This is a genomic window from Mucilaginibacter sp. P1_A3 (assembly GCF_056406855.1).
Genome location: NZ_JBFTZJ010000007.1, coordinates 236,375 through 259,121, shown reverse-complemented (window position 1 = coordinate 259,121; position 22,747 = coordinate 236,375). Strand labels below are relative to the sequence as shown.

Annotated in this window: 21 protein-coding genes; 11 read left to right on the top strand and 10 right to left on the bottom strand. The window is 40.8% G+C overall.

The features are described from left to right. Nucleotides 1-118: 118 nt before the first annotated feature. The 5 genes from AC1D0K_RS16515 to AC1D0K_RS16495 all read right to left on the bottom strand — a co-directional run bounded on the left by AC1D0K_RS16515 (nt 119) and on the right by AC1D0K_RS16495 (nt 8,140). A complete protein-coding gene (locus AC1D0K_RS16515; RefSeq protein ID WP_477393444.1) occupies nt 119-1,717 on the bottom strand; it encodes a hypothetical protein in 1,599 nt (532 codons plus the stop codon). A 317-nt stretch (nt 1,718-2,034) separates the two neighbouring features. Then, nucleotides 2,035-2,862: an alpha/beta fold hydrolase gene (locus AC1D0K_RS16510; protein ID WP_477393446.1), complete on the bottom strand. Its 828-nt coding sequence runs from the start codon at nt 2,860-2,862 to the stop codon at nt 2,035-2,037. 142 nt (nt 2,863-3,004) lie between these two features. After that, nucleotides 3,005-6,733 carry a sigma 54-interacting transcriptional regulator gene (locus AC1D0K_RS16505; protein WP_477393448.1) on the bottom strand — a complete coding sequence of 1,243 codons (3,729 nt, stop codon included), beginning with the start codon at nt 6,731-6,733 and terminating at the stop codon, nt 3,005-3,007. Between the two features lie 187 nt (nt 6,734-6,920). Next, on the bottom strand, nt 6,921-7,574 hold the full coding sequence (locus AC1D0K_RS16500) for a Crp/Fnr family transcriptional regulator (RefSeq protein ID WP_477463084.1): 654 nt from the start codon (nt 7,572-7,574) through the stop codon (nt 6,921-6,923). Nucleotides 7,575-7,807: 233 nt separating this feature from the next. Next, on the bottom strand, nt 7,808-8,140 hold the full coding sequence (locus tag AC1D0K_RS16495; RefSeq protein ID WP_477399597.1) for a hypothetical protein: 333 nt from the start codon (nt 8,138-8,140) through the stop codon (nt 7,808-7,810). 461 nt (nt 8,141-8,601) lie between these two features. Between AC1D0K_RS16495 and AC1D0K_RS16490 the strand changes: the two genes are divergently transcribed. The 4 genes from AC1D0K_RS16490 (at nt 8,602) to AC1D0K_RS16475 (ending at nt 12,887) form a co-directional block, all read left to right on the top strand. Then, complete coding sequence (locus AC1D0K_RS16490; protein ID WP_477399595.1) at nt 8,602-9,102, top strand: N-acetyltransferase family protein; 501 nt, start codon at nt 8,602-8,604, stop codon at nt 9,100-9,102. A 93-nt stretch (nt 9,103-9,195) separates the two neighbouring features. Further along, nucleotides 9,196-10,278: a tetratricopeptide repeat protein gene (locus AC1D0K_RS16485; RefSeq protein WP_477399594.1), complete on the top strand. Its 1,083-nt coding sequence runs from the start codon at nt 9,196-9,198 to the stop codon at nt 10,276-10,278. An 11-nt stretch (nt 10,279-10,289) separates the two neighbouring features. After that, the gene (locus AC1D0K_RS16480) at nt 10,290-11,516 is read left to right on the top strand and encodes a sensor histidine kinase (protein WP_477399592.1); all 1,227 of its coding nucleotides are present in this window, start codon (nt 10,290-10,292) and stop codon (nt 11,514-11,516) included. 21 nt (nt 11,517-11,537) lie between these two features. Then, nucleotides 11,538-12,887: a sigma-54-dependent transcriptional regulator gene (locus tag AC1D0K_RS16475; protein WP_477399590.1), complete on the top strand. Its 1,350-nt coding sequence runs from the start codon at nt 11,538-11,540 to the stop codon at nt 12,885-12,887. Nucleotides 12,888-12,967: 80 nt separating this feature from the next. Here AC1D0K_RS16475 and AC1D0K_RS16470 read toward each other — a convergent pair whose 3' ends face one another. Beyond that, entirely contained in the window at nt 12,968-13,768 is an 801-nt protein-coding gene (locus AC1D0K_RS16470; protein WP_477391931.1) for an alpha/beta fold hydrolase, read from the bottom strand. 153 nt (nt 13,769-13,921) lie between these two features. Between AC1D0K_RS16470 and AC1D0K_RS16465 the strand changes: the two genes are divergently transcribed. Then, complete coding sequence (locus AC1D0K_RS16465) at nt 13,922-14,140, top strand: alpha/beta hydrolase fold domain-containing protein (protein ID WP_477442038.1); 219 nt, start codon at nt 13,922-13,924, stop codon at nt 14,138-14,140. 283 nt (nt 14,141-14,423) lie between these two features. Here AC1D0K_RS16465 and AC1D0K_RS16460 read toward each other — a convergent pair whose 3' ends face one another. Together AC1D0K_RS16460 and AC1D0K_RS16455 are read right to left on the bottom strand one after the other, a co-directional pair. Continuing rightward, nucleotides 14,424-15,128 (bottom strand): response regulator transcription factor, encoded by a 705-nt coding sequence (locus AC1D0K_RS16460; protein WP_477391929.1) that lies wholly within the window; start codon nt 15,126-15,128, stop codon nt 14,424-14,426. Then, nucleotides 15,116-16,417 (bottom strand): sensor histidine kinase, encoded by a 1,302-nt coding sequence (locus tag AC1D0K_RS16455; RefSeq protein ID WP_477442036.1) that lies wholly within the window; start codon nt 16,415-16,417, stop codon nt 15,116-15,118. The genes AC1D0K_RS16460 and AC1D0K_RS16455 overlap by 13 nt, the downstream gene beginning before the upstream one ends. A 216-nt stretch (nt 16,418-16,633) precedes the next feature. Between AC1D0K_RS16455 and AC1D0K_RS16450 the strand changes: the two genes are divergently transcribed. The 6 genes from AC1D0K_RS16450 to AC1D0K_RS16425 all read left to right on the top strand — a co-directional run bounded on the left by AC1D0K_RS16450 (nt 16,634) and on the right by AC1D0K_RS16425 (nt 21,490). Next, nucleotides 16,634-17,329, top strand: a complete 696-nt coding sequence (locus AC1D0K_RS16450; RefSeq protein ID WP_477391927.1) for a peroxiredoxin family protein — start codon at nt 16,634-16,636, stop codon at nt 17,327-17,329. Nucleotides 17,330-17,750: 421 nt separating this feature from the next. Then, entirely contained in the window at nt 17,751-18,770 is a 1,020-nt protein-coding gene (locus tag AC1D0K_RS16445; protein ID WP_477391926.1) for a metallophosphoesterase family protein, read from the top strand. Nucleotides 18,771-18,776: 6 nt separating this feature from the next. Next, on the top strand, nt 18,777-19,310 hold the full coding sequence (locus tag AC1D0K_RS16440) for a YceI family protein (protein WP_477391925.1): 534 nt from the start codon (nt 18,777-18,779) through the stop codon (nt 19,308-19,310). After that, nucleotides 19,307-19,711, top strand: coding sequence for a c-type cytochrome (locus AC1D0K_RS16435; RefSeq protein ID WP_477391924.1), 405 nt, complete (start codon nt 19,307-19,309; stop codon nt 19,709-19,711). The genes AC1D0K_RS16440 and AC1D0K_RS16435 overlap by 4 nt, the downstream gene beginning before the upstream one ends. A 46-nt stretch (nt 19,712-19,757) precedes the next feature. Beyond that, nucleotides 19,758-20,774: a sensor histidine kinase gene (locus AC1D0K_RS16430; protein ID WP_477391923.1), complete on the top strand. Its 1,017-nt coding sequence runs from the start codon at nt 19,758-19,760 to the stop codon at nt 20,772-20,774. After that, a complete protein-coding gene (locus AC1D0K_RS16425) occupies nt 20,771-21,490 on the top strand; it encodes a LytR/AlgR family response regulator transcription factor (RefSeq protein ID WP_477391922.1) in 720 nt (239 codons plus the stop codon). Before AC1D0K_RS16430 ends, AC1D0K_RS16425 begins: the two co-directional genes overlap by 4 nt. Nucleotides 21,491-21,611: 121 nt before the next feature. Here AC1D0K_RS16425 and AC1D0K_RS16420 read toward each other — a convergent pair whose 3' ends face one another. Beyond that, nucleotides 21,612-21,998 carry a (R)-mandelonitrile lyase gene (locus AC1D0K_RS16420; protein ID WP_477391921.1) on the bottom strand — a complete coding sequence of 129 codons (387 nt, stop codon included), beginning with the start codon at nt 21,996-21,998 and terminating at the stop codon, nt 21,612-21,614. 129 nt (nt 21,999-22,127) lie between these two features. Then, nucleotides 22,128-22,706, bottom strand: coding sequence for an NAD(P)H-binding protein (locus tag AC1D0K_RS16415; protein ID WP_477391920.1), 579 nt, complete (start codon nt 22,704-22,706; stop codon nt 22,128-22,130). Between the last annotated feature and the right edge of the window lie 41 nt (nt 22,707-22,747).

Here is a 22,747-nt window from a genome sequence, read left to right as displayed (position 1 = left end):
GACAAGGCATTAAAAAAGGAAACGAAGATTTTGAGACCGAACAAGCGAACAATTAAAAAAAGGCATTTCAGCCCCAACTTTGCTTATTAAAGAGCTGTCCATCTTTTCTAATATATTTCTATTTCGGATTAAATGAAATGCCCTTTTCCTCACGAATAAGCTGAAAAAGGTGATCAGGACGAACTATTACATAATCTTCAGTAAGCGAACCAGCCACGTTTTTAAAACTTGTTGGCGATATATTCGTCCAGGGCTGGGCCTGTATGATTATGAAACGTGGTGAGGTTTTATTCCAACCAGCGGCAGCTCTGGCGATATGATCTTTCATCGCCTGTTCAGTAGTACAATAGTTACAGGAAAGTGCCATTCCCGGTAAGTTATCATTATAAATAGTAAGCCCGCCTCCTGTGTTCTGGGCTGTTACACCAAGCAACGATTTTGCCTGACTGGCATAGATCTTCCCAACATTTAAGTTAATACCGCCAACGATAGTGTTCCAGATGGTGATTACCCGTAAACCAGCACGGTGATTATATTCTTCAGTTTTAGAAACGAACTGTTTTAGCAAATTTTCATCAGACCAGGTATTAGGATAAGTATAACCATAGCCAGAAGGTCCCGAAATCAGATTATCATTGCTGGTGGACGTTTGCCAATAATAGTTAAGTGCACCAGGCATTGCATCCAGCATAGCAGGTGACACAGTCCATCCCATTGGAACAGCACCCCGGTCTGGATTATTCCAAAGTTTACGCATCAAATGCTCCGTAAATTGTAAATTGTCTCCGTCGCTCAATATAAATTCAACATAGATTTTGTTTTTGAGTGCTGGTTTTGGGGGGATTGGTTTTATTTTTACAATTCTGGAAGTGCCGCTATGCACCGTTAGGTTAGAACACCAATCACTTGCTACGGTTGCAATACCATACCTTGAAGCCCTCTCCACCCCTGGCCCTTCCTGTGGCCACCAGCCCATAAAAATTGACCCGGGAGACATTGAAGATAGAAATTTGTTTAGCAATTCACTTTCACCCGCTACTTCAGGATCGAGCCATATTACTGCAGAGCCCAATGCTACTGCATATTCACGAAGGGCCGCTTTATGCGCATTAGGATTTAATCCGATTAACAAACGGTGATCAAGATGGGGCCAATATATATCATATAGCGATTGATAAACTTCCAGCTTACTGCTAAATTTCCCCTGCAAATCAAGTAAGACGGGCAAATTATAAGGAGGAGCAGTTAGTTTGGACAACAATAAAGGTGAGGCAATTAGTGCACCTTTGCTTTTTGCAAGTACTGTGGCCAGGTTAATTGTATGCTCCTGGGCGGGATCATAAACGATCAAACCTGAAATTTCACTCCGGTATTTAGTAATCAAGTCCCATTTGTCTGCAGGTTCAGACCAACTCAAACCCAGGGACTGCAGCCAGGTATGCGGCCCTTCAGCGAAAGCATCACCCTCATATGAGAATATACGTGGTTTAGTTCTGTTTACGACACCCTTTAATGAAGCAAACAGGTACATTTCTGCTGAAGAGTAAGGAGAGTTTTGACGGAGCGTAATTAAATCCTGAACATGTGAAGGCGCTGGGAAAGATGGAAGCAGTTGACCATGCGGCCATTTGATCTGGCCCATGCATGGCGTGACAAACAAATAGAACAAAAGAAAGCATACAGCTTTAATTCCAAGCATATTGGTCAGTTTTCTCATCTGCTAAATATAAAGTTAACATACATCAATTTTATCTAAATCGGAATATATTAAAAGTCGCAACTAATGTTTCCCTGGATATTTTTCATCAGGCCCGAAAAAAAAACGTAGTCCAAGTTTGTAAGTATAAGTTAGTTTTAATAGGTCCGTGATAGGTTTAATTGAAAGCATAAAAAGACAATTTACAATTTGCTGATACTTTTTTCGGCAACGCTTATACAACAGCAGGTTATTGAAACGCCAAAATAATTCTTGCAACAAATATTAAATGTTGCAAGAATTATTTCCTGAATCTCTATTGTTGTTCTTGTTCTTGGCTATTGGCCTATTTTAGTTAACAATATCGCCACTGAATCTGGTTTTACCAGGAATGATGAGTGGCCGGTATTCAATTGATATACCGTTTTTACGTTGGATGCTGCAATCATTCTGTTCTGAAGAGCCGGAGAAACCACGTGATCCTGTAAAGTTTTGATATAAACCTTCTCAACAGAGCCGAAATTTGCGGCTGTGAGCGTTACCGGAGTATTGAATGGGATTAGAGGCTCAATGCGATAATTTTGTAATACAAGATTTTGAGCCTGAGTTGAACCATCCTGGATAAAAACGTTTACAATTTGGTTGTGTAGCACATCAAGAGTTCCGTTAACAGTATCTATATTAAGTATTGGTGTTCCATTAATTTTACCTCCAAGCGCTGACCCGGCATCAGTACCGGCAAGGGCAAATAACGATTGGCCAGAGGTTGGCAAATAAGCAGATAGATAAACTAACTTCTCGATTTTTGTTGGTATTTGTTCAGCAACAGACGAAATAACCATACCAGCCAGACTGTGACCAACCAGGATAACTTTGCCGTTAATTTGGGAGATAGCATTAAGTACGGTAGTGGTGTAAAGATTTAATGTAATTGCTGATAGAGCAGTTTGATCACTACCGTGGCCCGGTAGTTCTACAACGGTCACATGGTTACCTTCATTGATCAGGGCGGTCTTTACCGCATCCCAAACATATGGTGCCTGCCACGCACCGTGAACAAGGACATAGTTTTTGGCAATTGGTTTTACATCATTCTTTTTTGAACAAGATGAAAACATAAGCGTAGCCGTAGCTACAGAAAGTAAGATTAATAAGAGTTTTTTCATGATTTGAGATGCCTAATTGTTTAGGACGCCACAAACATCGGGTTTGCCATCCCGGATAATATTAACCGAGGTTAAAATCGGAAAATCATAAGGAAAATAGCTTGTAATAGCGTTGAAGGATATAGAATTTGCTTTAATTTATTCAAGCATGTTCCCGTTTGATATCAAGTCTTTTCATTTTCGAATAAAGGGTACCGGCCGGTACGCCGAGTATTTGGGCGGCTCCACCCTCACCAGATAATTTACCACCACAATATTTCAATATTTTTAAGATATGATCCCGTTCGTTTTCATCTATTGTCTTTAAAGAAACTTCATCTGCACCGGTAGTTTGCGCTATCTGCCTGCTTGAAGGAAGATGGACCTGTTTAATGGTATCTCCGGACGAAAGCAGTACACTTCGTTCAATCAGGTGTTCCAACTCACGGATATTACCCGGCCAATTGTAGGAAACCATATCCTGTAAAGCGCGGTTACTGAGGGTCGTGATTTGCCTCCCCGCTTTTTTCGCAAACCGGCGAATAAAATAGCCTGCCAAAAGAGGAATATCCTCCCTACGGTCACGTAATGCAGGCAAGGAAATTGGAAATATATTTAATCGGTAATAAAGGTCGCTTCTAAATCTTCCCTCAGCAACTTCTTTTTCAAGGTCCCGGTTTGTGGCTGCTACGATCCTTACATCAACCTTTATCGTTTTTCTTCCCCCAACGCGCTCAATTTCTTTTTCCTGCAAAGCCCGAAGCAGCTTTACTTGCAAATCAAGCGGCATCTCGCCAATTTCATCTAAAAAAAGCGTGCTGTTATTGGCAAGCTCAAATTTCCCCAGGCGCTGTTCTGTAGCTCCAGTAAAACTACCGCGTTCGTGCCCAAATAGCTCACTTTCTATCAGGTTAGGCGGGAGGGCCGCGCAATTCACTTTAACCATCAGTTTGTTTTTTCTGGGGGAGTCGTTGTGAATAGCTCTGGCAATGAGCTCTTTACCGGTGCCGGTTTCACCCAGTATCAATACTGTGCTGTCTGATGGGGCAACCTGGGAAACTAATTTGAATATTTTTTTTATTAACGGACTTTCTCCGATGATGTCTCCATAATTTTGAGTTGTTTCAATTTCCTCTTTGAGGTATATTTTTTCCTCCTCCAGTTGTTGTTTATACTGTTTGATTTCACCAAGCTGTTTATTTATTTTTTCATTTGCTGAAAGATTCGATACAGTTATGGCTATCTGAGAACAAATACTTGTAAGGAGGTTGAGCTGATCTGGAAGTTTAGTAAACGTATCTGAAAGATCAATAAACAGTATGCCAATCAATTCGTTTCCCAATCTTACCGGTAAGCTCATAATTTCTGTCAAACCAATTTCTTTCCAAAAATGAACATACTTCGGCGCATTTTTCATTTCGCTGAGTTTCAAAATATTGTGCATCATCGGCTTGTTGGCTCTGATCATTACATCCATCACATTATCGTTGATAGCATATTTTCCACTAACCAGTGCATTGAAATTAGGGAAATTGGTCCACTCGGCGCTGGAATCATATAAGTATGGCGTATGGGTTACTTTATCATCGTTAATAATGTGCATACTATAACCCTTGATAATACCCCATTCTGTGAACTGAGCATTAATAATTGTAGAAACTTCCCGTGTGGTTTTCACCGAGGCAATAGCATTACTGAAAGCTAATAATCTTGATTTTTCGTCTTCCCGCCTTGAAATCTCACTATTAGCGATAATGTTGGAAATGGCAACTGATATTTGATGTGATAAACCCTTGATCAAATTTTGCTTGCCTGCATCCAATACAATATCATGATCGTAAAGAAGGATCCAGAATCCGAAAGCCCGATCACCTTTTGAAAATCGAATAACAACTGCATTCTTTAAACCAGATTCATAGTTAATTTTCAGGTACAAAGGCAAATCGCCATTGGCATAGTTCATCAGCTCCTTAAGGTTGAAAAGCAGTGGTTCCGGGGTTTGTATGCATTTATCTAAAATATTATCCTGGATCGGATACCTCAATTGGCCAGCCTTAATATATTGGGGGTGAGACGTAGATTTTGCTTCCGGGTCCCGGAGAAACCCGCTTACCGTAGAATCTTCGTTAATGGTTACTACTGCCGTATGAGAAAAATTTAACAGGTATTTTAAGCGTTGGCTTATCACTTTAAGTAATTCGCTATTGCTGCGCACTGAAGCAATATCAACACTTAACGACAAGAGCAAATCCCTTTCTTTTTCCTTTTTTAGGATTTCTTCGTTTGCCAGAATATTTGATACGGCTGTTGATAATTGATAGGAAACACCTTTAACAATATCTAAATCACGGTCTGGATAGTCGGTATTAGTTTCCAGATTTATATAGAGTACGCCAATGTTGCGATTATCGTCTCTTAATGCAATGCCTATTCGCTTTCTAATTCCCGAATTATAGAGGTACTGCAGACAGGCAGGCTCGTTTGTGAGGTCGGCAACTTTATTCAAATTAAAGTGCACAATCCCATCCGCCTCCATAACTTTGTTGAAATATCCGTCGCTATATTCGAATCGAACAGGCCCATTGCTATATTGTGCTAAATTTTCTCTGGTAAAAGCTAAATCTGTTGATAGGAATATATCGTGAGTTTGATCATCATTGTTCAATACCATGATGACGATATTCTGAAATTTAAATAGTTTTTTAAGATTGATTTGTATAACCTGGAGAAGGCCCTTTTTATCCTTTATGGAAGTTATATCATAGCTCAATTTCAATAGTAACTCCTGTTCATTTTGCCTGGCCTGAATCGTTTCATTGGCTATAATGTTACCTACAGCTATTGAAAACTGATTAGCGATATCCTTGACAATATTTATATAGCTATGGTCTACTTCATCATGCTCACCCAGGCATAATGCCCAAACGCCTATAAACCGGCCAGCTATTTCCAAGCTTTGCATAACAACCTTTCGGATACCGCTTTCGTAGTTTATTTGCAAGTATTCCGGGATGGTCCCGCGTGCAATAAGTTGTTCCAGGTCAAAAATTTGAGGTTCTCTGGCCAGTATTACTTTATTAAAAATCTGGTCGGAAATAGTGTATTTAGCATAAGTAACATTCTTGTATTTGGGGTGAAACTTTGTTTTAGACTCCGTATCCTGCATGAACGTGCTCATCGTAAGTTCATCTTCATTCACAGTAGCCACCCAATGGTGGCGAAAGTTGAAAAGGCTTTTGAGTTTGTAATGTATAATTCTAAGCAGGTCTTTTTTCTCCCTGATCGTGGCAAAATCGATATTAAGGGACTGTACAATTTCTCTTTCGCGGTTACGGGCATCAATCTCCTCATAGGCTTTTACAGAAAGAACGGCGAATGTTAATTGGGCGGCGACCTGATCGCAAAGCGGAGGCATTAAAAAATGTCCATCCCCTTCTTTTTTCAATAGGATGATCCAAACACCAATAGCCGCAGTTCCTTCATATAAATGAAAGGTGCAGGCGTCAAAGTTTTCAGCAATCCCTGCGCCTGTGAGGTAAGGTTCAATGTTCCCGCTTAGAACAAGTTCATCGAAATCAATGATTTGTTGACGAGCCTCTACCTGGAGGTTATTAATCCTATGATCGAAAGGTATCTTGCCGGTGAAAATTTTCTCTGAGAAGTGATGGCTGTTTTCTGTATCGCCAAAGCCTTTTAAAAAATTGGTTATCTCCCTTCCATCATTACCAAGTACAAAAATAGTGGCGTATTGATATCCAATGGCTTCCTTTAATGAGCTACTGATCAGGCTGTTTAACTGATCTCTGTTTCTTATCGATGCGATTTCCCGGCTTAACTCCAGGATAAGCTGCTGCTGATTGTCAAAATCCCCTAATGTCAGTGGTGTCGTCATAACTTAAAAACAGGAGTGAAAAACATAATTCCAACACTTATTCGTGATGGTGTATGTAAATTTCATGCCAGGTAATTAAACTATTTGTTATCAATGAATTAAGTAATTTGCTGTCGGAATAAGCCGTGACATATCCCCGTTCTGACCGATGGTCGTGATATATCACGACCATCGGTCAGAACGGGGATTATCCTGCAATTGGCATTTCTATACGGTAAACGGGTATTGATTTAAGATTTTTTCTTATCCTGCTGAGCGAGGGTGGCTCAATCCCAATATAAGATGCCAGGTACTTGTCAGGAAACATTTGTAATAGATGCGGTTCATTCCTCAATAACTTATTGTACCGGTCGCTCGCCGAGAGGGTCAGCAGGTTGAAAACCCTGTCATAAGCTGCAATGAAAGCGTATTCATGGAGCTTTCGTAAACACTGCTCAAAAATAGGGTTAGGTTCAAATTTAGCATCAATTTCGCGGTGCCTGATCCTTATCGCCCGGATATCTGTCAGCGCCTCTATATACATCGTTGCCGGTGTTTGGGTAAGAAAGCTTTTGTAATCTACAATGAAGAGATTTTTGAAATCACTTTGCGCTTCATTAAAATGAAACGACCAGGTAATGGTTTTCCCTGCTAAGTCGGTATAATAGGACCGCGCCTTACCGGATACGATAAAATAAACGTATTGCGTGCGCTTTCTCTCGTTAAATATCGTATTCCCTTTAGGAATAAGCACATCTTTGCAGCTATTTAGAATGATCTGAACCGCTGCCTCGTCCAGGTTGACCAACTTTCCTAAATAATTCAGCAGGGGCATGGCATTGATGGGATAGGTGTGTCTCATTGTTTTGGTTTTCTTATGTTTGATTTGTTCTGCTACAGCTATTCACTTTGCCAGGCTTATAAGAAAGGGTGGATAAATCCTCCGAAAAGCAATTAATGACAACCACCATGACTGCTGCAAAACGTATAAAACTTGTGATCAGGAAAATATATAATTCCATTATTAATCTATTTAAGACACCATTTTGTGGCTTTCTTAACCGTTGTTGTTGCAAGCATTACATACTTTAAATCTCAAATACCAGAGGCGGCGTTATGGAATAGTTGTTTTGCTTCCTTATTACCGTTCCGGCGTGACAAATCAAAAAAGGCTTCTCCCAAATCAATACCAACCAGCAAGCCCTTGCATCCATCGGTCGTTTCAATGGCCAGGATGAATTTTGCGCCATTCCTACATGGACCCATGATCGGACACACTTTGTTAATATTTATTTCTTCGAAAACATACGGTCTGTTTTCCTGAACGCCCCAGAGTTGGATTTCGCCATATAATTCGAAATCGTAGTAGTAGCCCTCTTCATGTAGTCCGATGACCATTTTGGCCAAATGGTTCAATGTTCTTTTCATAAGCCCTTAATTTAATTTATGAATTAATCAATGCACATATTCCCCTTAACCATTATGCTGGCTTTTATATAAACTTCATGCCAATGTTGCAACTATCTATAAATCAATTAATTGAAACAATTGAACTCCAATAAAACAGTTGATATCTCAAGGCTAAGAGGTTTGATCCTGATATTTCAACATGAGCCGCTTATGTGACGAAAACAACTCCCGCCGGTTCAGTACAGGGCAAATAATGAGCCCTGGCACCGGGATGTTCTCCTGAAGCATTTGATTTCCGGTTGAAAATGATACTTTTTATTCAGCTTGAAATATCAAGACAGAAGGCGCATCTATTGATATATCAATAACAAATCATCGTTGGGTAAATCGCTAATAGCTTATTCACAGGTATTTAAATAACTGGCACGACATTTACATTGCCCGATGGCGAATACGGTCATTATTAATTAAATAGCGATATGGTATATGTTAGAATAGCAACCCCGGCGGATTCCGAGCAGATCAGGTCTATAGTGGAACAAAGCTGGGAGATTGCTTTCACGGATGCTGCGGCCCGGAAAAAGATTTACCGGATGATCCGGGAATTCTACCCGCAGGGGAAATTGAACCATGAAATCAACCATCATATTTCTGCTTTTTTGCTGGCAATAGATGGGGAGTTGGCCGTTGCTTTTGCTTCTTATAAATTTGATCCTGTGGAGGAGAGCACCTGCGAACTTATCTCGCTGTATTGTTTACCGCAAACACAAGGAAAAGGCATTGATGAGTTGCTGATTAATGAAATTATAAAAAATACGATCGCAGCGGGCGGCAATAAAATATTCGCCGTGCTTAGCCATGACAACGGCCCGGCCGATTTGCTGAGGAGACTGAACTTCGAGCTTATTAAAAATGATGATCAGCAGCGGGAGCCGGGAATGTTTGTCATGGCAAAAAATCTTGGAATTACATTCAATTAAATCACTGAGTATCTTTGCGTCAGCTAGTGCAATAGGATAGCTGAACATAAGGAATTAGACTATTTTTACACTGAATTTGACAATAAACACCTAATGGCCCCAAAAAACGGCACCATCGCAAAGCGCTTAATTATCACCACCCTGATGCTATTATTGCATTTTGCTGCCCCTGCCCAATATTATCCGGCGCCAAAACCTGTAAACCCTGAAAAAGAAAACGATCTATTAGCGCGGCTGAAAAAAAGCAAAGCTGACATCAGTAGGACGTACTTGTTGCTGAGCCTCGCCAATATCAAAATTAACAAACCTTCAAGAGAAACAATAGGTCTTGACCGCGCGATGAATTTTGCAGAAGCCGCACGTGAATTAAGCGCTAAATTGCGTGATACATCCGGTTACAATAATGCCCAGCTTTACCTGGCAGAAGTATTTACCCTCCGGAATGATATGAAATCTGCCGAAAATATCCTGCACTTGCTTAATGATACTTCAAAAATTGATTTGTTACTAAATTTGAGCTTTAAATATTGGTTGAGAGAAAAACCCAAAAAGGAAGACGATTGGAAAAAAGCTTTGCTTCTTGCCGAACAAGCAAGGCAATTAAGTACCCGGTATCATTTACCCGCAAAAGAAATTTTGGCGCTGAAAGATATAGCGATGGTTCATGCCGACCAGGGAAAGTCTTCGGCCGAGCCTGAATTACTGAAAGTGGTTGAGCGATATAAGGCCATAGGCTATCCGTATTTGCATTATACTTATTACCAGTTGGCAGAATTAAATTGGGTAAGGGGAAACCCGGAAAAAGCCCTGAATTACATCACCCAAACCATAAACACCATGAAAGCAACAGGGGACAATAGTGCTGCGGGTGACTTTTATGTAATGAGGGGGAACATCAGTATTAATGAGGAGGATTATCAAAAAGGTGCTTATTTCTACAATATTGCTGTAGATAGCTATAAAATTCATGCCGGGAGATCCAGTTTAGCCGACCGCCGGGTGTTTGGACTGGTTCCCAGGGCCTTGCGTAAATTGAAAAGATACGCGGAGGCTTTGCGTTATGTTAGAGCGGCGATGAAAGATTATCCGCCAATAACCACAACTGATGAAATCACCTATGATTCAATTATAGGGAATATCTACCGGGATATGAAAAAGCGGCCACCTATTTTTTGAGGACTTTACAATTGAGCAAAAAGCAAAGTGGGATGGAAGATATGACCGCCTATAACGATATTGGGCAGCTTTATGTGGAATCCGGGCAATATGCAAAAGCAAAACCATATTTAGACATGGTGTGGAAAACCATCGGCAACCAGATGACTTCTGCAGCTAAGAGCCACCTGAATTATATGCTTTACCTGGCTGATAGTGCTGCCGGAGATTACCGCGCGGCGATGAATCATCTGGCAGATTATCGCGGCCTGGAGGAGTTTAATTTGAGACAGGCCCAAAACAAAGAAGTGAAGCGGTTGGAGGTGCAATATGACGTAAAGGAAAAGGAAAATGCACTAAAAATTAAAGACCAGCATATTGCTTTACTGAATCAAAATTACAAGCTTCAGGAAATTAAAGTTAAGCAGTCCAAACTGGAAAAGAATATCACCATTGGGGCCATACTTGTGTTGTTAATATTTACCGGCCTTCTGTATAAGCAGTACAGAAACAAACAGCACACCAACCGGGTCATTACTAAAAAAAGTGCAGAGATATTGCATAAAAACGAGGTTATCAGTCAAAAAAACAGGTATTTAGAACGTTTACTGCACGAAAAAGAATGGCTTATCAAAGAAGTACATCACCGGGTAAAAAACAACCTGCAAACCATTATCAACCTGCTGGAATCGCAGGCTGCTTACCTTGAAAACGATGCCTTGAGGGCGATAGAAACAAGTCAGAACCGTATCTACGCCATGTCTCTGATACATCAAAAACTGTATCAGGTAGAACATATTCAAACCATCAATATGGCCGGGTATATACCAGAACTCATCCTATACCTGAAGGATAGCTTTGACAATTCTGATCGGATCGATTTTCATCTGGAAATTGATTCGCTCAACCTCGATGCATCAATTGCCATACCCATTGCGCTGATCATCAAGGAGACTTTAACTAATGCCATCAAATACGCATTTCCAGACGACCAACCTGGGGAGATTGCTATTTCCTTACACGAACAGGGTGAAACCTTAAAGCTGGTTCTGGCTGATAACGGCATCGGAATGGACAAGGAGGCCATCGAGGCAAACACAGGTTCCCTGGGATTGCAACTAATTAACGGACTGACCAAAGAAATCCACGGGGATATCAGCATTGAAAGCAGTCCTGGTGTTAAGATCACCATATGGTTTAAAAAATATCCGCTTGAGTACGCCAGCCTTTTACAAACTAATGGTGAAACATCAGCTTAATCGCTACCTTATCTATTGATTATGAACAAGATACTTATTGTCGAAGACCAGTTTATAGAAGCTAACAGCCTGAGGATTTGTCTCAGTAAAGCAGGCTATGCGGTTTGCCCGATAGCTGCTTCAGTAGACGAGGCCCTGAAAATTAAAACCAAAGAGCATCCTAACCTGGTTTTACTGGATATCCGTTTACAAGGTAAATTAAATGGCATAGACCTGGCCAAAATACTGAGATCAGAAAATATCGCCTTTATATTTCTTTCTGCCAATTCAAGCAAAGAAATTCTAAATGCGGCGAAGGCGACCCGGCCCTATGGGTTCCTGGTTAAGCCCTTCAGGGATAAAGATGTGCTGGTAGCTATTGAAGTGGCCTTGTATCTCCATCAGCAAAACCAGGAAGCGATTCTTTCAAAATCCGATGATGCAGACTTAAAGGAAATTATCGGCATAAGTCCCAAAATGAACGCGGTGCTGAACAATATCAAAATAGTAAGCAATTCCTCCATATCAGTTCTGATAATGGGAGAAAGCGGCACCGGCAAGGAACTGGTAGCACAAGCTATTCACCGTATTTCAGCACGCAGATCAAAACCGTTCATCGTAGTAAACTGTGCCACGCTGCCTGCAAATCTTGTTGAGTCAGAACTATTCGGCCACGAAAAAGGCGCATTCACAGGAGCCAATGAAAAAAGAACAGGGAAATTTGAACAAGCAAATGAGGGTACTGTTTTTTTAGATGAAATAGGAGAATTGCCCCAGGACATGCAGGTTAAGCTGCTTCGCGTATTGCAGGAACAGGAAATAGATGTCATCGGAGGAAAAAAAAGAAAAATAGATGTGCGTATTATCGCTGCCACTAATAGCAATCTGGAAGACGAAGTTGCTGCAGGCCGGTTCCGTTTGGACCTTTATTACCGGCTTTTTGTATTTCCTATTATGCTGCCTCCGTTGAGGGAACGCAAAGAAGACCTGGTATTACTGGCCAATCATTTTTTAGCATTTTATTCGCAAAAAGAGAAGAAACCCGTTGTTAAACTCACTGACCAGGTAATACAGACCATGCTGAATTACCCGTGGCCCGGAAATATACGTGAACTTGAAAATTTAATGGCCAGAAGTGTTCTGTTAACAACCAACGGCATAATTACGGATCTCCACTTTCCGTCCTTTCAGAAAAATAGTTCCGGCATTTTGCCTGCGACAGAAACCCAGACAATTGAGGAAAATGAACGGGCGTATATCGTTAGTATTCTGATTAAATGTAACGGGAAGCTCCAGGGGGCCGGCGGGGCGGCTGAAATGATGGACATGAATGTATCAACCCTCAGATCAAGGATGAAAAAACTGGGCATAGAAAAAACCAAATACGCTTGAGCCAAACTCTGGTTAAAAGAAAGCCCGCCGGGAGTATTATCCGGCAGGGCTTCGGTATTAAACTAAATGAAAAATATTGATTATTTACTCTCCGTAATGATGATGTCGGCAAGTTTATCCGGCATAGAAATGAAAGGGGTATGGCTACTTTCCAGTGTGTATACTTTATCTATTTTGCTGTTTTTTACCATATACTGTTGTGCAGGATAGCTGATGGCATGGTCATTAGTGGTATGGATATACACCTTTTTGATGCTGCCAAAATTCTTTTCAGTCAGGTGTACTGGTGTAGCAAGAGGTACCAATGGTTCTGCTTTAACATTAGCTGCGATGTAGTCCTGAACCTGCTGAGGCGCATCTGCGGCAAAAATATCTGCTGCACCTTCTTTAGCAATTATGGCGGCGCCATGCTCTTTATCTATAGTGAGGTATTTGCTTATGTGAGATCCGGCATCCAGTTTAGCAAGTCCTAAAAGGCTGTCACCATCGTGTGGAAGGGCCGCCGCAAGAAAAATTAGTTTGTGTATTTGTGCGGGGATTTCTTCTGCAACCTGGCTGATCACTAATCCGGCAAAACTGTGTCCCACTAAAATCACATTCGTGCGGGCGCCGATTGCCTCTTTTACCTGGTCAACATAAGTTTTAAAGGTGATACCTGCGAATGACGTTTCGTCTTTTCCGTGGCCTGCAAGGTTAACAGCGATAACCTCATGACCCTGTGCTTTCAATAGCGGTACTACTGCATCCCATGAAGATACATCTGCCCATGCGCCATGGACTAAAATAATTGTTTCCATTTTTTTGTTTGATTGAGTTGGTGTTGCGGCAAATGAGGTGAAACCCAGTACACTCATTGCAATTGTTAATAATAAGTTCTTCATGTTTTTATTTCTTGAAATGTTTATTTGTTTTGACAGGACAAAGCTATCTGCAAGAGAGCGGGCAAATATTAACATGGGTTAAAATCGTACTGGCCTTATAAAATAAAACTTCATTCATTTTATAATTAGATGAAAACCCGGCCGGGTCTAAGTATGCCAAACTGTAGGGAATCAGGTCAGTTTATCCGCGTACTATTCCATGTTTTTAGGCAAATAAAATTCGTAATCACCGAAGAGAATGATGTATTACAGGATGAAGGCGAAGCCTATGCACGGAATCTGGATGCAGCGGGTGTTTATACAGCCGTTAACAGGTATAATGGCATGCCCCGCGATTTTTTAATTATTGATGTGTTGCGCCAAGTGGGGTGAGATTACGAAGAGGGAAGAAAACAACAAATGGAATTTTTGAAAATCGCAAACGGACAGCAATCAGATGATTCCGCAAAACTTGCTCAGGCACTGCTTACGATTGCAAGTGAGGAAAACCGCCTTTCAGTTTTCTGGCCGGAGCAGGTGCGGTTGGTACAACAGAACACGTTGTTTCTATCCTCAAAGAGTGGGTATTTCAGGCTGTTGAATTTATGGTTGTAAAAATGCGGCACAAGTTAGACATACCGTAAATCAGGGGGCAATTCATTACTTAACTGTTTTTTTAATCCACCAGTTTATATCCTCTTCCCCTAACGTTAACAATTTCTACCCTGGCGTCATTCAATAAATATTTGCGTAATCGCGTAACATACACATCCATACTTCTTGAAGTAAAAATAGTGTCTTCACCCCAGATCTTTAACAGGGCTGTTCTTTTATCAAGCAAATCATTTTTATTTTCAAGCAGTAGTTTGAGCAGTTCCGCCTCCCGTTGTGAAAGGTTTGTAACTACATCAGCTTTATAAATAAGTTTAAGACGGGTATAATTAAAATGATAATCGCCTATAGTGGCATTGGATTCCTGTTCTGATATTATAATAACCTCTTTGGTTGCCTTAGCTGTTCTGCGAATAAGGCCTTTTATTCTAAGGATCAACTCCTCCATGCTAAACGGCTTTTTTATATAATCATCAGCACCAATTTCCAGGCCTTTAAGCACATCAGCGGTTTGCGTCCTGGCAGTAAGAAAAATAACCGGCACCAGTTCATCTACCTTTCTAATATCCGCAACTAACGATAAACCGTCTTTTCGAGGCATCATAATGTCAATTAAACAAATATCAGGCTTGTCATAATTAAATTTACTCCAGCCGTCTACTCCATTTGTTGCAATAGCAATTTCAAAACCGCGCTTTTCCAGCGTTTCTTTAACAACCATTGCCAATATTTCCTCATCCTCGACCAATAGTATTTTTATTTTTTCCATATCGATGGGAATTGAATTGTAAAGGTTGTACCAACCCCCGGTTTACTTTGAACAAAAATCTTCCCGTTTAGCAAGCCGGTGAGTTCTTTCACATAGCTTAACCCAAGTCCAAAACCTTTAACATCATGTAAATTACCGGTTGGAACCCGGTAAAATTTATCAAATATAAAAGGAAGATATTGAGCATCTATTCCTAAACCATTATCCTGTATCTTTAATTCCCATCCGTTAGTGATCCGGCTTATGACTAATTTAATTTCAGGGTCGGTTGTAGCCTTATATTTCAAGGCATTATCAATCAAATTTGAAACAATGGTATCAATAATATACCTGTCACTTATTATTGCAGCGTCCAACTCATAAGTAAAAGAAATGTTCAAATAGAACCTGTCTATGATCTCTTTTATATATGATTCGAGCTGGATTGGCTCTAAATTGGCAAGCTTTTTATTCCTCTCATACCGGGTAATATCCAGAATGCGGTCGATGTTATTTTCCAGTTTAATTAAAACTGACTGATTGATCTTCAAATAACGTAATGTTTTTTCCTTATCCTCAACCTCACCAAATTTATCCAATGCTTCATGGGTAGATTTTAAAATAGAAACGGGCGTGCGCAGCTCATGAGTCATGTTATTGATAAAGTTATTCTTAATATCATCTAATCTTACCTGCTGCCTTATTACATACCACATATACCAAAGGCAACCTGCCGTCAAAATAATAAGGAACAAGGAAACGGAAAGGGAAACAAGATCATGCTTGATGAAATAATACCTGCTTAATTTGAAATCAGCATAAACAAGAGAACTATTCTTTGAGAAGTCAGGGTAACCCACTACTACGTGTGCATATAATTTACTGGTATTATTAATGGATTTAAGCGAGAGAAAAAACGGCAGATCGATCTTGTTTTTTTTTAGCTCGTTTGCAAAAATGGGTTTTAAATCATTCAAGTCTACCGGGTTGGCCATTAACTGCGCCATCATCCGGGCCATCATTGTTTTGACCATTTCCATGTTAGCACCTGTTAAGTGCACTTTACCTTGAGAGGGCTGAAAGGGTGGGTGATTTTTAACCGCGTTGTTAATTGGGGCTGTCTTTTTTATGGGAGATCGGCTATCTGGGAACTGCTTTGCATCCATAGAAACTGAAACGGTGGAGTCTCCTGGTTTAAAATTCAGATACCGATTGTTTTGTTTAATCTGGTAGCTGTTGATACTTTTTTGCAAGGCATTTGAAGCAATTGTATAAAAATTATCTTCGGTTATTTTGAATGTATGCAACATCCAATAGACCTGAAAAATTATGATTCCGGCCCCCGTGCATATTGCTATTATAAAAATAAAACCTAATCGCTTGTTCATTGGGCACACACTTCAGCAACCAAGGTACGTGAAATGTTTTTTATACATGTTTCGATTAACAGTGTTTAACACTAATTAGTACTGCGTTAACAAAACTGTAAAAAGGACATCTGTAATTTTGAGAAAAATTATAAAAACATGAAAAGAATATATTTAATTGTAGCGGCGATGTTATTTTTATGCTTAGCAACCCATGCGCAAAATGCATCCCAATCTTCCGGTACGGCTGCAGATACAAGCCATGTAATGTTACAGCCGAATGCGAACACTGCTTACTTCGATGAAGACAATCGGAAGATCGACGCTGCACAATTCACCACTAAACTACAGACTGGTCAATTTTCATTCCAGCCAAACGTAGTCAATGGTATATTAAAAAGCATGCAGCTGAAAAAGTCAGAGAAGGTTGTAAAGCCAGGAGGTACCGCACCTGCTTTTTCTGCAACTGATCTAAATGGCAAGGAATACACGTTAAGCGAACTTAAAGACAAAGTAGTAGTGTTAAACTTTTGGTTTACAAGCTGTGCGCCTTGCAGGATAGAAATTCCGGAGTTAAACAAGCTTGTTGAAAAATATAAGAAAGATGAAAATGTAGTTTTCATAGCTATAACCCGGGACCCTGCTGCAAGGGTAAAGGATTTTCTGGCTAAAACAAAATTCGACTTTAATGTAATAGCGGATCAGGCCGCACTGATTAAACAATATGGTATTTCGTTTTTCCCTACCAATATTGTTGTCAAAGATGGGCGTGTTGCATTTATATTAGCGTCATATAGCCCAAACAGCGTTGATCAGTTAAATGGAGTTATTGGGGCGCTAAGAGGTTCAAAATAAATTTAACTTTCGCATAGAACAGTCGATCATCAAACACCTGTGTACTATTCCACCCCTATTATTTGACTACAAGCTGTTATGATGAAGTATCACATACTAAACTGTTTTTTTTTTAGGTTTTCTCTTTGACTTTGGTTGTTCCCTATTTGTAATAGGCGACGATAACTTTGATCGATTTCGTGATATAAAATTTACGTTGTGAGTAAACGATAAAGAACGATTTTTATAAGTAGATGTCTCAAATGGGGTAGACTCTGGGGATAGCTCATTGATCGCCCCGCGGCGGTAATTTCTTTTGGGATAAGTGTCAGGGAAGATAAAAAAACCGGTATTCATCAAGAATATTTCCCGGTTCGTGTAAAAATTTATGGGCCTGGTTTTTATTGATGGTTCTTCGGACAAAATAAATAAAAATCAGATCATGAAAAACCATTTTCACAGCGGGGATGAGCATAGCCCGCAAGCAAATAACGATGGCATCGACCGCAGAGGTTTCCTGGAATGCATGGCCTGGGCCGGCACCGGTGTACTTTGGATGATGTCGGGAGGCATATTAAAATCGTATGGCATGAGCCACATGATCGATAAAACGACAGGAGGCCTGAAAAAAGGGCTTGTTATGCCGAAATCGGATTTTAGTTTCGTGCAGATCAGCGACAGCCATATCGGTTTTACCAAGCCTGCCAATACCGATGTGGTTGGAACGTTAAATGCAACCATAGCTAAGATAAATAATATGCCGGTGACACCCTCGTTTGTGTTGCATACAGGCGACTTGACGCATTTGGCTCAGGCTGATGAGTTTGATATCCTCGAACAATCGTTAAAAAGCGCAAAAACCGAAAAGATATTTTATGTGCCCGGCGAACATGATGTTACTGATAATGGTAAACTGTACCTTGAACGCTATGGTAAAGGCACACTGGGAGATGGCTGGTACAGCTTTGATTCGCATGGTGTACACTTCATTGGCCTTAACAACGTAACTAATCACGTTGATGGCGGGCTGGGTTATATTGGTGCGGCCCAGTTAAAATGGCTGGAAGCAGATCTAAAACCGTTATCGAACAGCACGCCAATTGTTGTATTCGCACATATACCTCTTTGGGCTATTTATCCGCAATGGGGCTGGGGAACAGATGATAGCGGACAAGCATTGGCTTTACTAAAACGATTCGGTTCAGTTTCTGTATTGAACGGGCATATCCATCAAACCATACAAAAGGTCGAAGGCAATATCACTTTTCATACGGCAAACTCCACCGCGTTCCCGCAACCTGCGCCGGGTGCAGCGCCATCACCGGGGCCAATGAAAGTGCCTGCCGAAAAACTACGCAGTTACCTTGGCCTTACCAGCGTAAATTATTTGGAGCATGATCATACCCTGGCCATAACCGATATGCCATTGATAATGGCAGATAAAATGACTGAACAGAAATAATTTAAAATGATAAAGAAACTAATCTTGCTGATGCTGATGGCCGGTATATCAAAAGCCGGCTTAGCACAATACAAACCTGTTGAAACGGGATCGTCGTTAAATTTTACCATCAAAAATTTAGGCTTTGGTGTTGAGGGCGCTTTTGGTGGCTTTGAAGGTATGATCGATTTCGACCCTCAAAGCCTTTCCGGTAGTAAATTTGATGTAACTATTAATGCCGCTACCATAAACACGGATAACAACCTTCGCGATGAGCACTTAAAAGGGGATAGTTATTTTGATGTAAAAAACAGCCCGCGTATAAAGATGGAATCAAACAAGATCACAGCTATGGGGAAAGGCACATATCAATTTAACGGTTTGCTAACGATCAAAGGAAAATCGAAATCCATCTCATTTCCTTTTACGGCGAGTCCGTTCGCGGATGGCTATGCATTTAAAGGCTCATTTAAAATGAAAAGGAAAGACTATGGCATCGGCGGAACGAGCACCGTATCGGATGAGCTGGAGGTGAACATTAACGTGATAGCGAAAAAATGAAGAAATTTGTATTGATAACGGCACTTGCCATAACTGTGTTTTTAGCCGCTGCGTCCACAATACAGTCTTCGGACACGGTTAAATACACCAATTTGAAAGTGCTCCCCAAAAACATTAGTTCGAGGCAACTACAAAGCATCATGGCTGATGATTTTGAGGATGGCCTGGGTGTAAGTTGCGGCTTTTGCCATGCCAATGCCAAGGATGGGCATGGCCTCGATTTTGCCAGCGATGCCAAGCCTGAAAAGGCAATAACACGCACAATGATGAGCATGACGCTTGACCTGAATAAACGTTGGTTGCAAAATAAACATCCCAAAATCGGCGATTCTGCTCTCGTGGTACAGTGTACTACCTGCCACAAGGGGCAGGCTTTTCCAGACGGGGCTGAACCGAAATAGAAAATTTAAATAGCTTTTGTTATCTTTCTGATAATTTGATAGGATATTGAAATTCAACAAAATAATATATCACCTCACATTTTGGCTACTGGCCTATTTTTTCTGGATATTCATTTTCAGGAACGGGGCGCTGGTGCTTACGCGGACCATTACGATACAGTTCTGCTACCTGGCGTTCATATCGGTAAACTACTATTTTAACGCGCTGTACACCATACCCAAATTACTAAACAAAAAAAGGTATTTCAGATTTGGCATCCTGTTTATTGGTGGAATCATACTTACCGCCCTAATCAGGGTCCCGGTATCCATGTTTGTGGTGACCTATATTTTTAGGGTACCAAACCCCCACTTTGATCTGCTGACTATTTTTGCCGATTCATTCATCAATATCCTGTTTTGGGTGCTTTGCATACTCGCCGCAAAAATGGTGATCGAAAAAACGCGATCGCAGATCTATATCGAACAGATAGAGAAAGAGAAAGCGACCAACGAACTGAATTTTTTGAGGGCCCAGTTTAATCCGCATTTTTTATTCAACTCCATCAATTCTATTTACGGGCATATCGATAAGTCGAACAAAGACGCCCGCGGTATGCTCCTGGTCTTTTCCGACATGCTTCGGTACCAGTTATATGAATGTAACGTGGAACAAATAGAACTGAACCGGGAACTGAATTATATCCGCAATTACATCGCTATGCAAAAAAGCAGGATCGATGAGCGGATCACCGTTTCCTTCAACGCCGGCGAGATCAACGGGAACATTCAGGTTGCTCCTTTGCTGCTGATCACCTTTATTGAAAATGCGTTCAAATATGTGGGTTTTAATGAGTGTAAAGAAAACCGGATTGACATCAATTTGAATTACCGGAGCCGCCGGTTGACATTTTCGATATTGAATACCAAGGATGCTTTTATCAATCATTCGGCAACGGCCTCCGGCTTAGGTATAGCCAACGCCCAAAGGCGCCTGGAACTGCTTTATCCCGGCAAACATGAACTGGTCATAGCGGATGGAGAAGACACTTATGAGGTCATCCTAACCCTTTACGAGATATGAAACTTAACTGCCTGATCATCGATGACGAACCTATTGCCCGCAAACTATTGCAGGAATATATCGAAGAAACGGATTTTTTGGATTTGGTGGGTACGGCCGAAAACCCGTTGAAGGCTGCTGGGCTGATCAGCCAGCTGGAGGTCGACCTGATATTCCTGGATATCAATATGCCCAAAATGAATGGACTTGATTTTTTACGTTCATCTGTAAATTTACCGCTGGTGATCATGACGACGGCTTACGGCCAATATGCGCTGGATGGATTTGAAATGGCTGTGGTGGACTACCTGGTAAAGCCCTTTAGCCTCGAACGTTTTTTAAAAGCCACACAAAAAGCGTTGGAGTTAAAATTGCTCAGGCAAAAAAAGGCTGTTTACGACAACGGGGAACCCGATCATTTTTTTGTAAAAAGTGAAGGTAAAATAGAAAAGATCATATATGCCGAACTTAACTATATTGAAGCTATGGCAAATTACCTCACATTATATACTGACGGCGGTAAATTTGTTGTATACCTGACCATTAAAGGAATCCTGGAAAAGCTCCCGGCCGATAAATTTATGCAGGTGCACAAGAGCCATATCGTCAACCTGAATAAAGTACAAACCATTGAGGGCAATATGCTGCGCCTGGGCGGAATCAAGATCACAGTTGGCCTAAACTTTCAGGAGGAAGTGATGAAGCGACTCTTGAAGGACAGGTTCATTAAGAGATAACCCAAAATTCCATCTTACCATAAAACACAGCCCGCAACTGGTCATTGCGGGCTGTGCCGTTAAGGACCGTGTTTCAACACAATCTGATAGAGTTCGATATTTCTTAATAAAATCTTCTGATTTATTCTTTGTTATAATCAGTATCTGTAACGGGCGTCAGCCATATGGTACCAGTTTGATCTGAGGGAACAATAGCGATATGCGTCATTGCACTTTCATGCGAAGCGCCGTGCCAGTGCTCCACGTTCACAGGAATCTTAACCACGTCACCTGTGTTAATAATCTGAATGGGCTTCCCCTTTTCCTGGTAGTAACCAATACCGTCAGTAACTATTAAAATTTGACCGTAAGGGTGGCTATGCCAGTTTGTACGTGCTTTCGGGTCAAAAGTCACTTTGGCTATTGTACTGTTTAGGTGATCATCGGGTTTTACTACCATGTTTACCCAAACGTTGCCTGTGAAATATTCTTTAGGTGCAGGTTCACCTTTTGCTGTTATAGAAGTCATTTTGCTTTTTTTTATTGTTGTTTTTGATTTGGGCCATCATTTCCGGAACTGAACATAATAAACATATAGCTATCAGTATTCCTTCTCCTATCTTCATGATGATATCGTCTTTAATTATTGTTTGAGGTGTTATTTAGTTGGTTTACTGATGCCCAGATTTTCGTTCTTGTGCAACTCAGGATCCTTAAAAATAGTAGTAATAAATGCAGCAATACTCTTTCTGGAAATGGCTGCGCCGGTTTCCGGCTCGCCTTTGTGTGTAAGTGAATAGTCCACTTCATTGGCATTTGTAAACCAGTCTGGTCGTAAAATGGTATAAACCAGGCCGGATTTTTCGATAGCATCTGCCAATTTCAGGTACGGGCCTAATACCGGTTTTAATGGGGTATTATAAATACCGATGGAACTGATTGCAATTATTCTTTTGACACCATTTTCCTGCATGGCCTTTACAATATTCTTTGTCATTACCTCAAGATCACCGGCAAGGTTTACATATATTAGGTCCTGGCCAGAAACAGCATTTTTTACATCATGATAATCCATTGCATCGCCCTGGATGATAGTGCAATTGTTGATGTTGCTTTTCGAAAGCCTGTTCTTATCCCTTACAAATAAGGTGAGCGCGACGTTTTCCAACTGTTTCGCTGCCTCGACTACATATTGCGCAAGACTTCCGCTGGCTCCCATAATAAGTATTTTTTTCATTGTTGCCCCTCTTCGTATAAACGAGTGCTGTTAATTTTCAG

What these genes read in the sequence shown, in the direction of transcription:
- AC1D0K_RS16455 (WP_477442036.1), bottom strand. Translation starts at nt 16,417, where the DNA reads ATGTTGCATACATTCAAAATAACCGAAGATAATTTTTATACAATTGCT.
- AC1D0K_RS16510 (WP_477393446.1), bottom strand. Translation starts at nt 2,862, where the DNA reads ATGAAAAAACTCTTATTAATCTTACTTTCTGTAGCTACGGCTACGCTT.
- AC1D0K_RS16500 (WP_477463084.1), bottom strand. Translation starts at nt 7,574, where the DNA reads ATGAGACACACCTATCCCATCAATGCCATGCCCCTGCTGAATTATTTA.
- AC1D0K_RS16460 (WP_477391929.1), bottom strand. Translation starts at nt 15,128, where the DNA reads ATGGAAAAAATAAAAATACTATTGGTCGAGGATGAGGAAATATTGGCA.
- AC1D0K_RS16425 (WP_477391922.1), top strand. Translation starts at nt 20,771, where the DNA reads ATGAAACTTAACTGCCTGATCATCGATGACGAACCTATTGCCCGCAAA.
- AC1D0K_RS16505 (WP_477393448.1), bottom strand. Translation starts at nt 6,733, where the DNA reads ATGACGACACCACTGACATTAGGGGATTTTGACAATCAGCAGCAGCTT.
- AC1D0K_RS16465 (WP_477442038.1), top strand. Translation starts at nt 13,922, where the DNA reads ATGCCAAACTGTAGGGAATCAGGTCAGTTTATCCGCGTACTATTCCAT.
- AC1D0K_RS16440 (WP_477391925.1), top strand. Translation starts at nt 18,777, where the DNA reads ATGATAAAGAAACTAATCTTGCTGATGCTGATGGCCGGTATATCAAAA.
- AC1D0K_RS16495 (WP_477399597.1), bottom strand. Translation starts at nt 8,140, where the DNA reads ATGAAAAGAACATTGAACCATTTGGCCAAAATGGTCATCGGACTACAT.
- AC1D0K_RS16475 (WP_477399590.1), top strand. Translation starts at nt 11,538, where the DNA reads ATGAACAAGATACTTATTGTCGAAGACCAGTTTATAGAAGCTAACAGC.
- AC1D0K_RS16485 (WP_477399594.1), top strand. Translation starts at nt 9,196, where the DNA reads ATGGCCCCAAAAAACGGCACCATCGCAAAGCGCTTAATTATCACCACC.
- AC1D0K_RS16435 (WP_477391924.1), top strand. Translation starts at nt 19,307, where the DNA reads ATGAAGAAATTTGTATTGATAACGGCACTTGCCATAACTGTGTTTTTA.
- AC1D0K_RS16515 (WP_477393444.1), bottom strand. Translation starts at nt 1,717, where the DNA reads ATGAGAAAACTGACCAATATGCTTGGAATTAAAGCTGTATGCTTTCTT.
- AC1D0K_RS16420 (WP_477391921.1), bottom strand. Translation starts at nt 21,998, where the DNA reads ATGACTTCTATAACAGCAAAAGGTGAACCTGCACCTAAAGAATATTTC.
- AC1D0K_RS16450 (WP_477391927.1), top strand. Translation starts at nt 16,634, where the DNA reads ATGAAAAGAATATATTTAATTGTAGCGGCGATGTTATTTTTATGCTTA.
- AC1D0K_RS16415 (WP_477391920.1), bottom strand. Translation starts at nt 22,706, where the DNA reads ATGAAAAAAATACTTATTATGGGAGCCAGCGGAAGTCTTGCGCAATAT.
- AC1D0K_RS16445 (WP_477391926.1), top strand. Translation starts at nt 17,751, where the DNA reads ATGAAAAACCATTTTCACAGCGGGGATGAGCATAGCCCGCAAGCAAAT.
- AC1D0K_RS16490 (WP_477399595.1), top strand. Translation starts at nt 8,602, where the DNA reads ATGGTATATGTTAGAATAGCAACCCCGGCGGATTCCGAGCAGATCAGG.
- AC1D0K_RS16470 (WP_477391931.1), bottom strand. Translation starts at nt 13,768, where the DNA reads ATGAAGAACTTATTATTAACAATTGCAATGAGTGTACTGGGTTTCACC.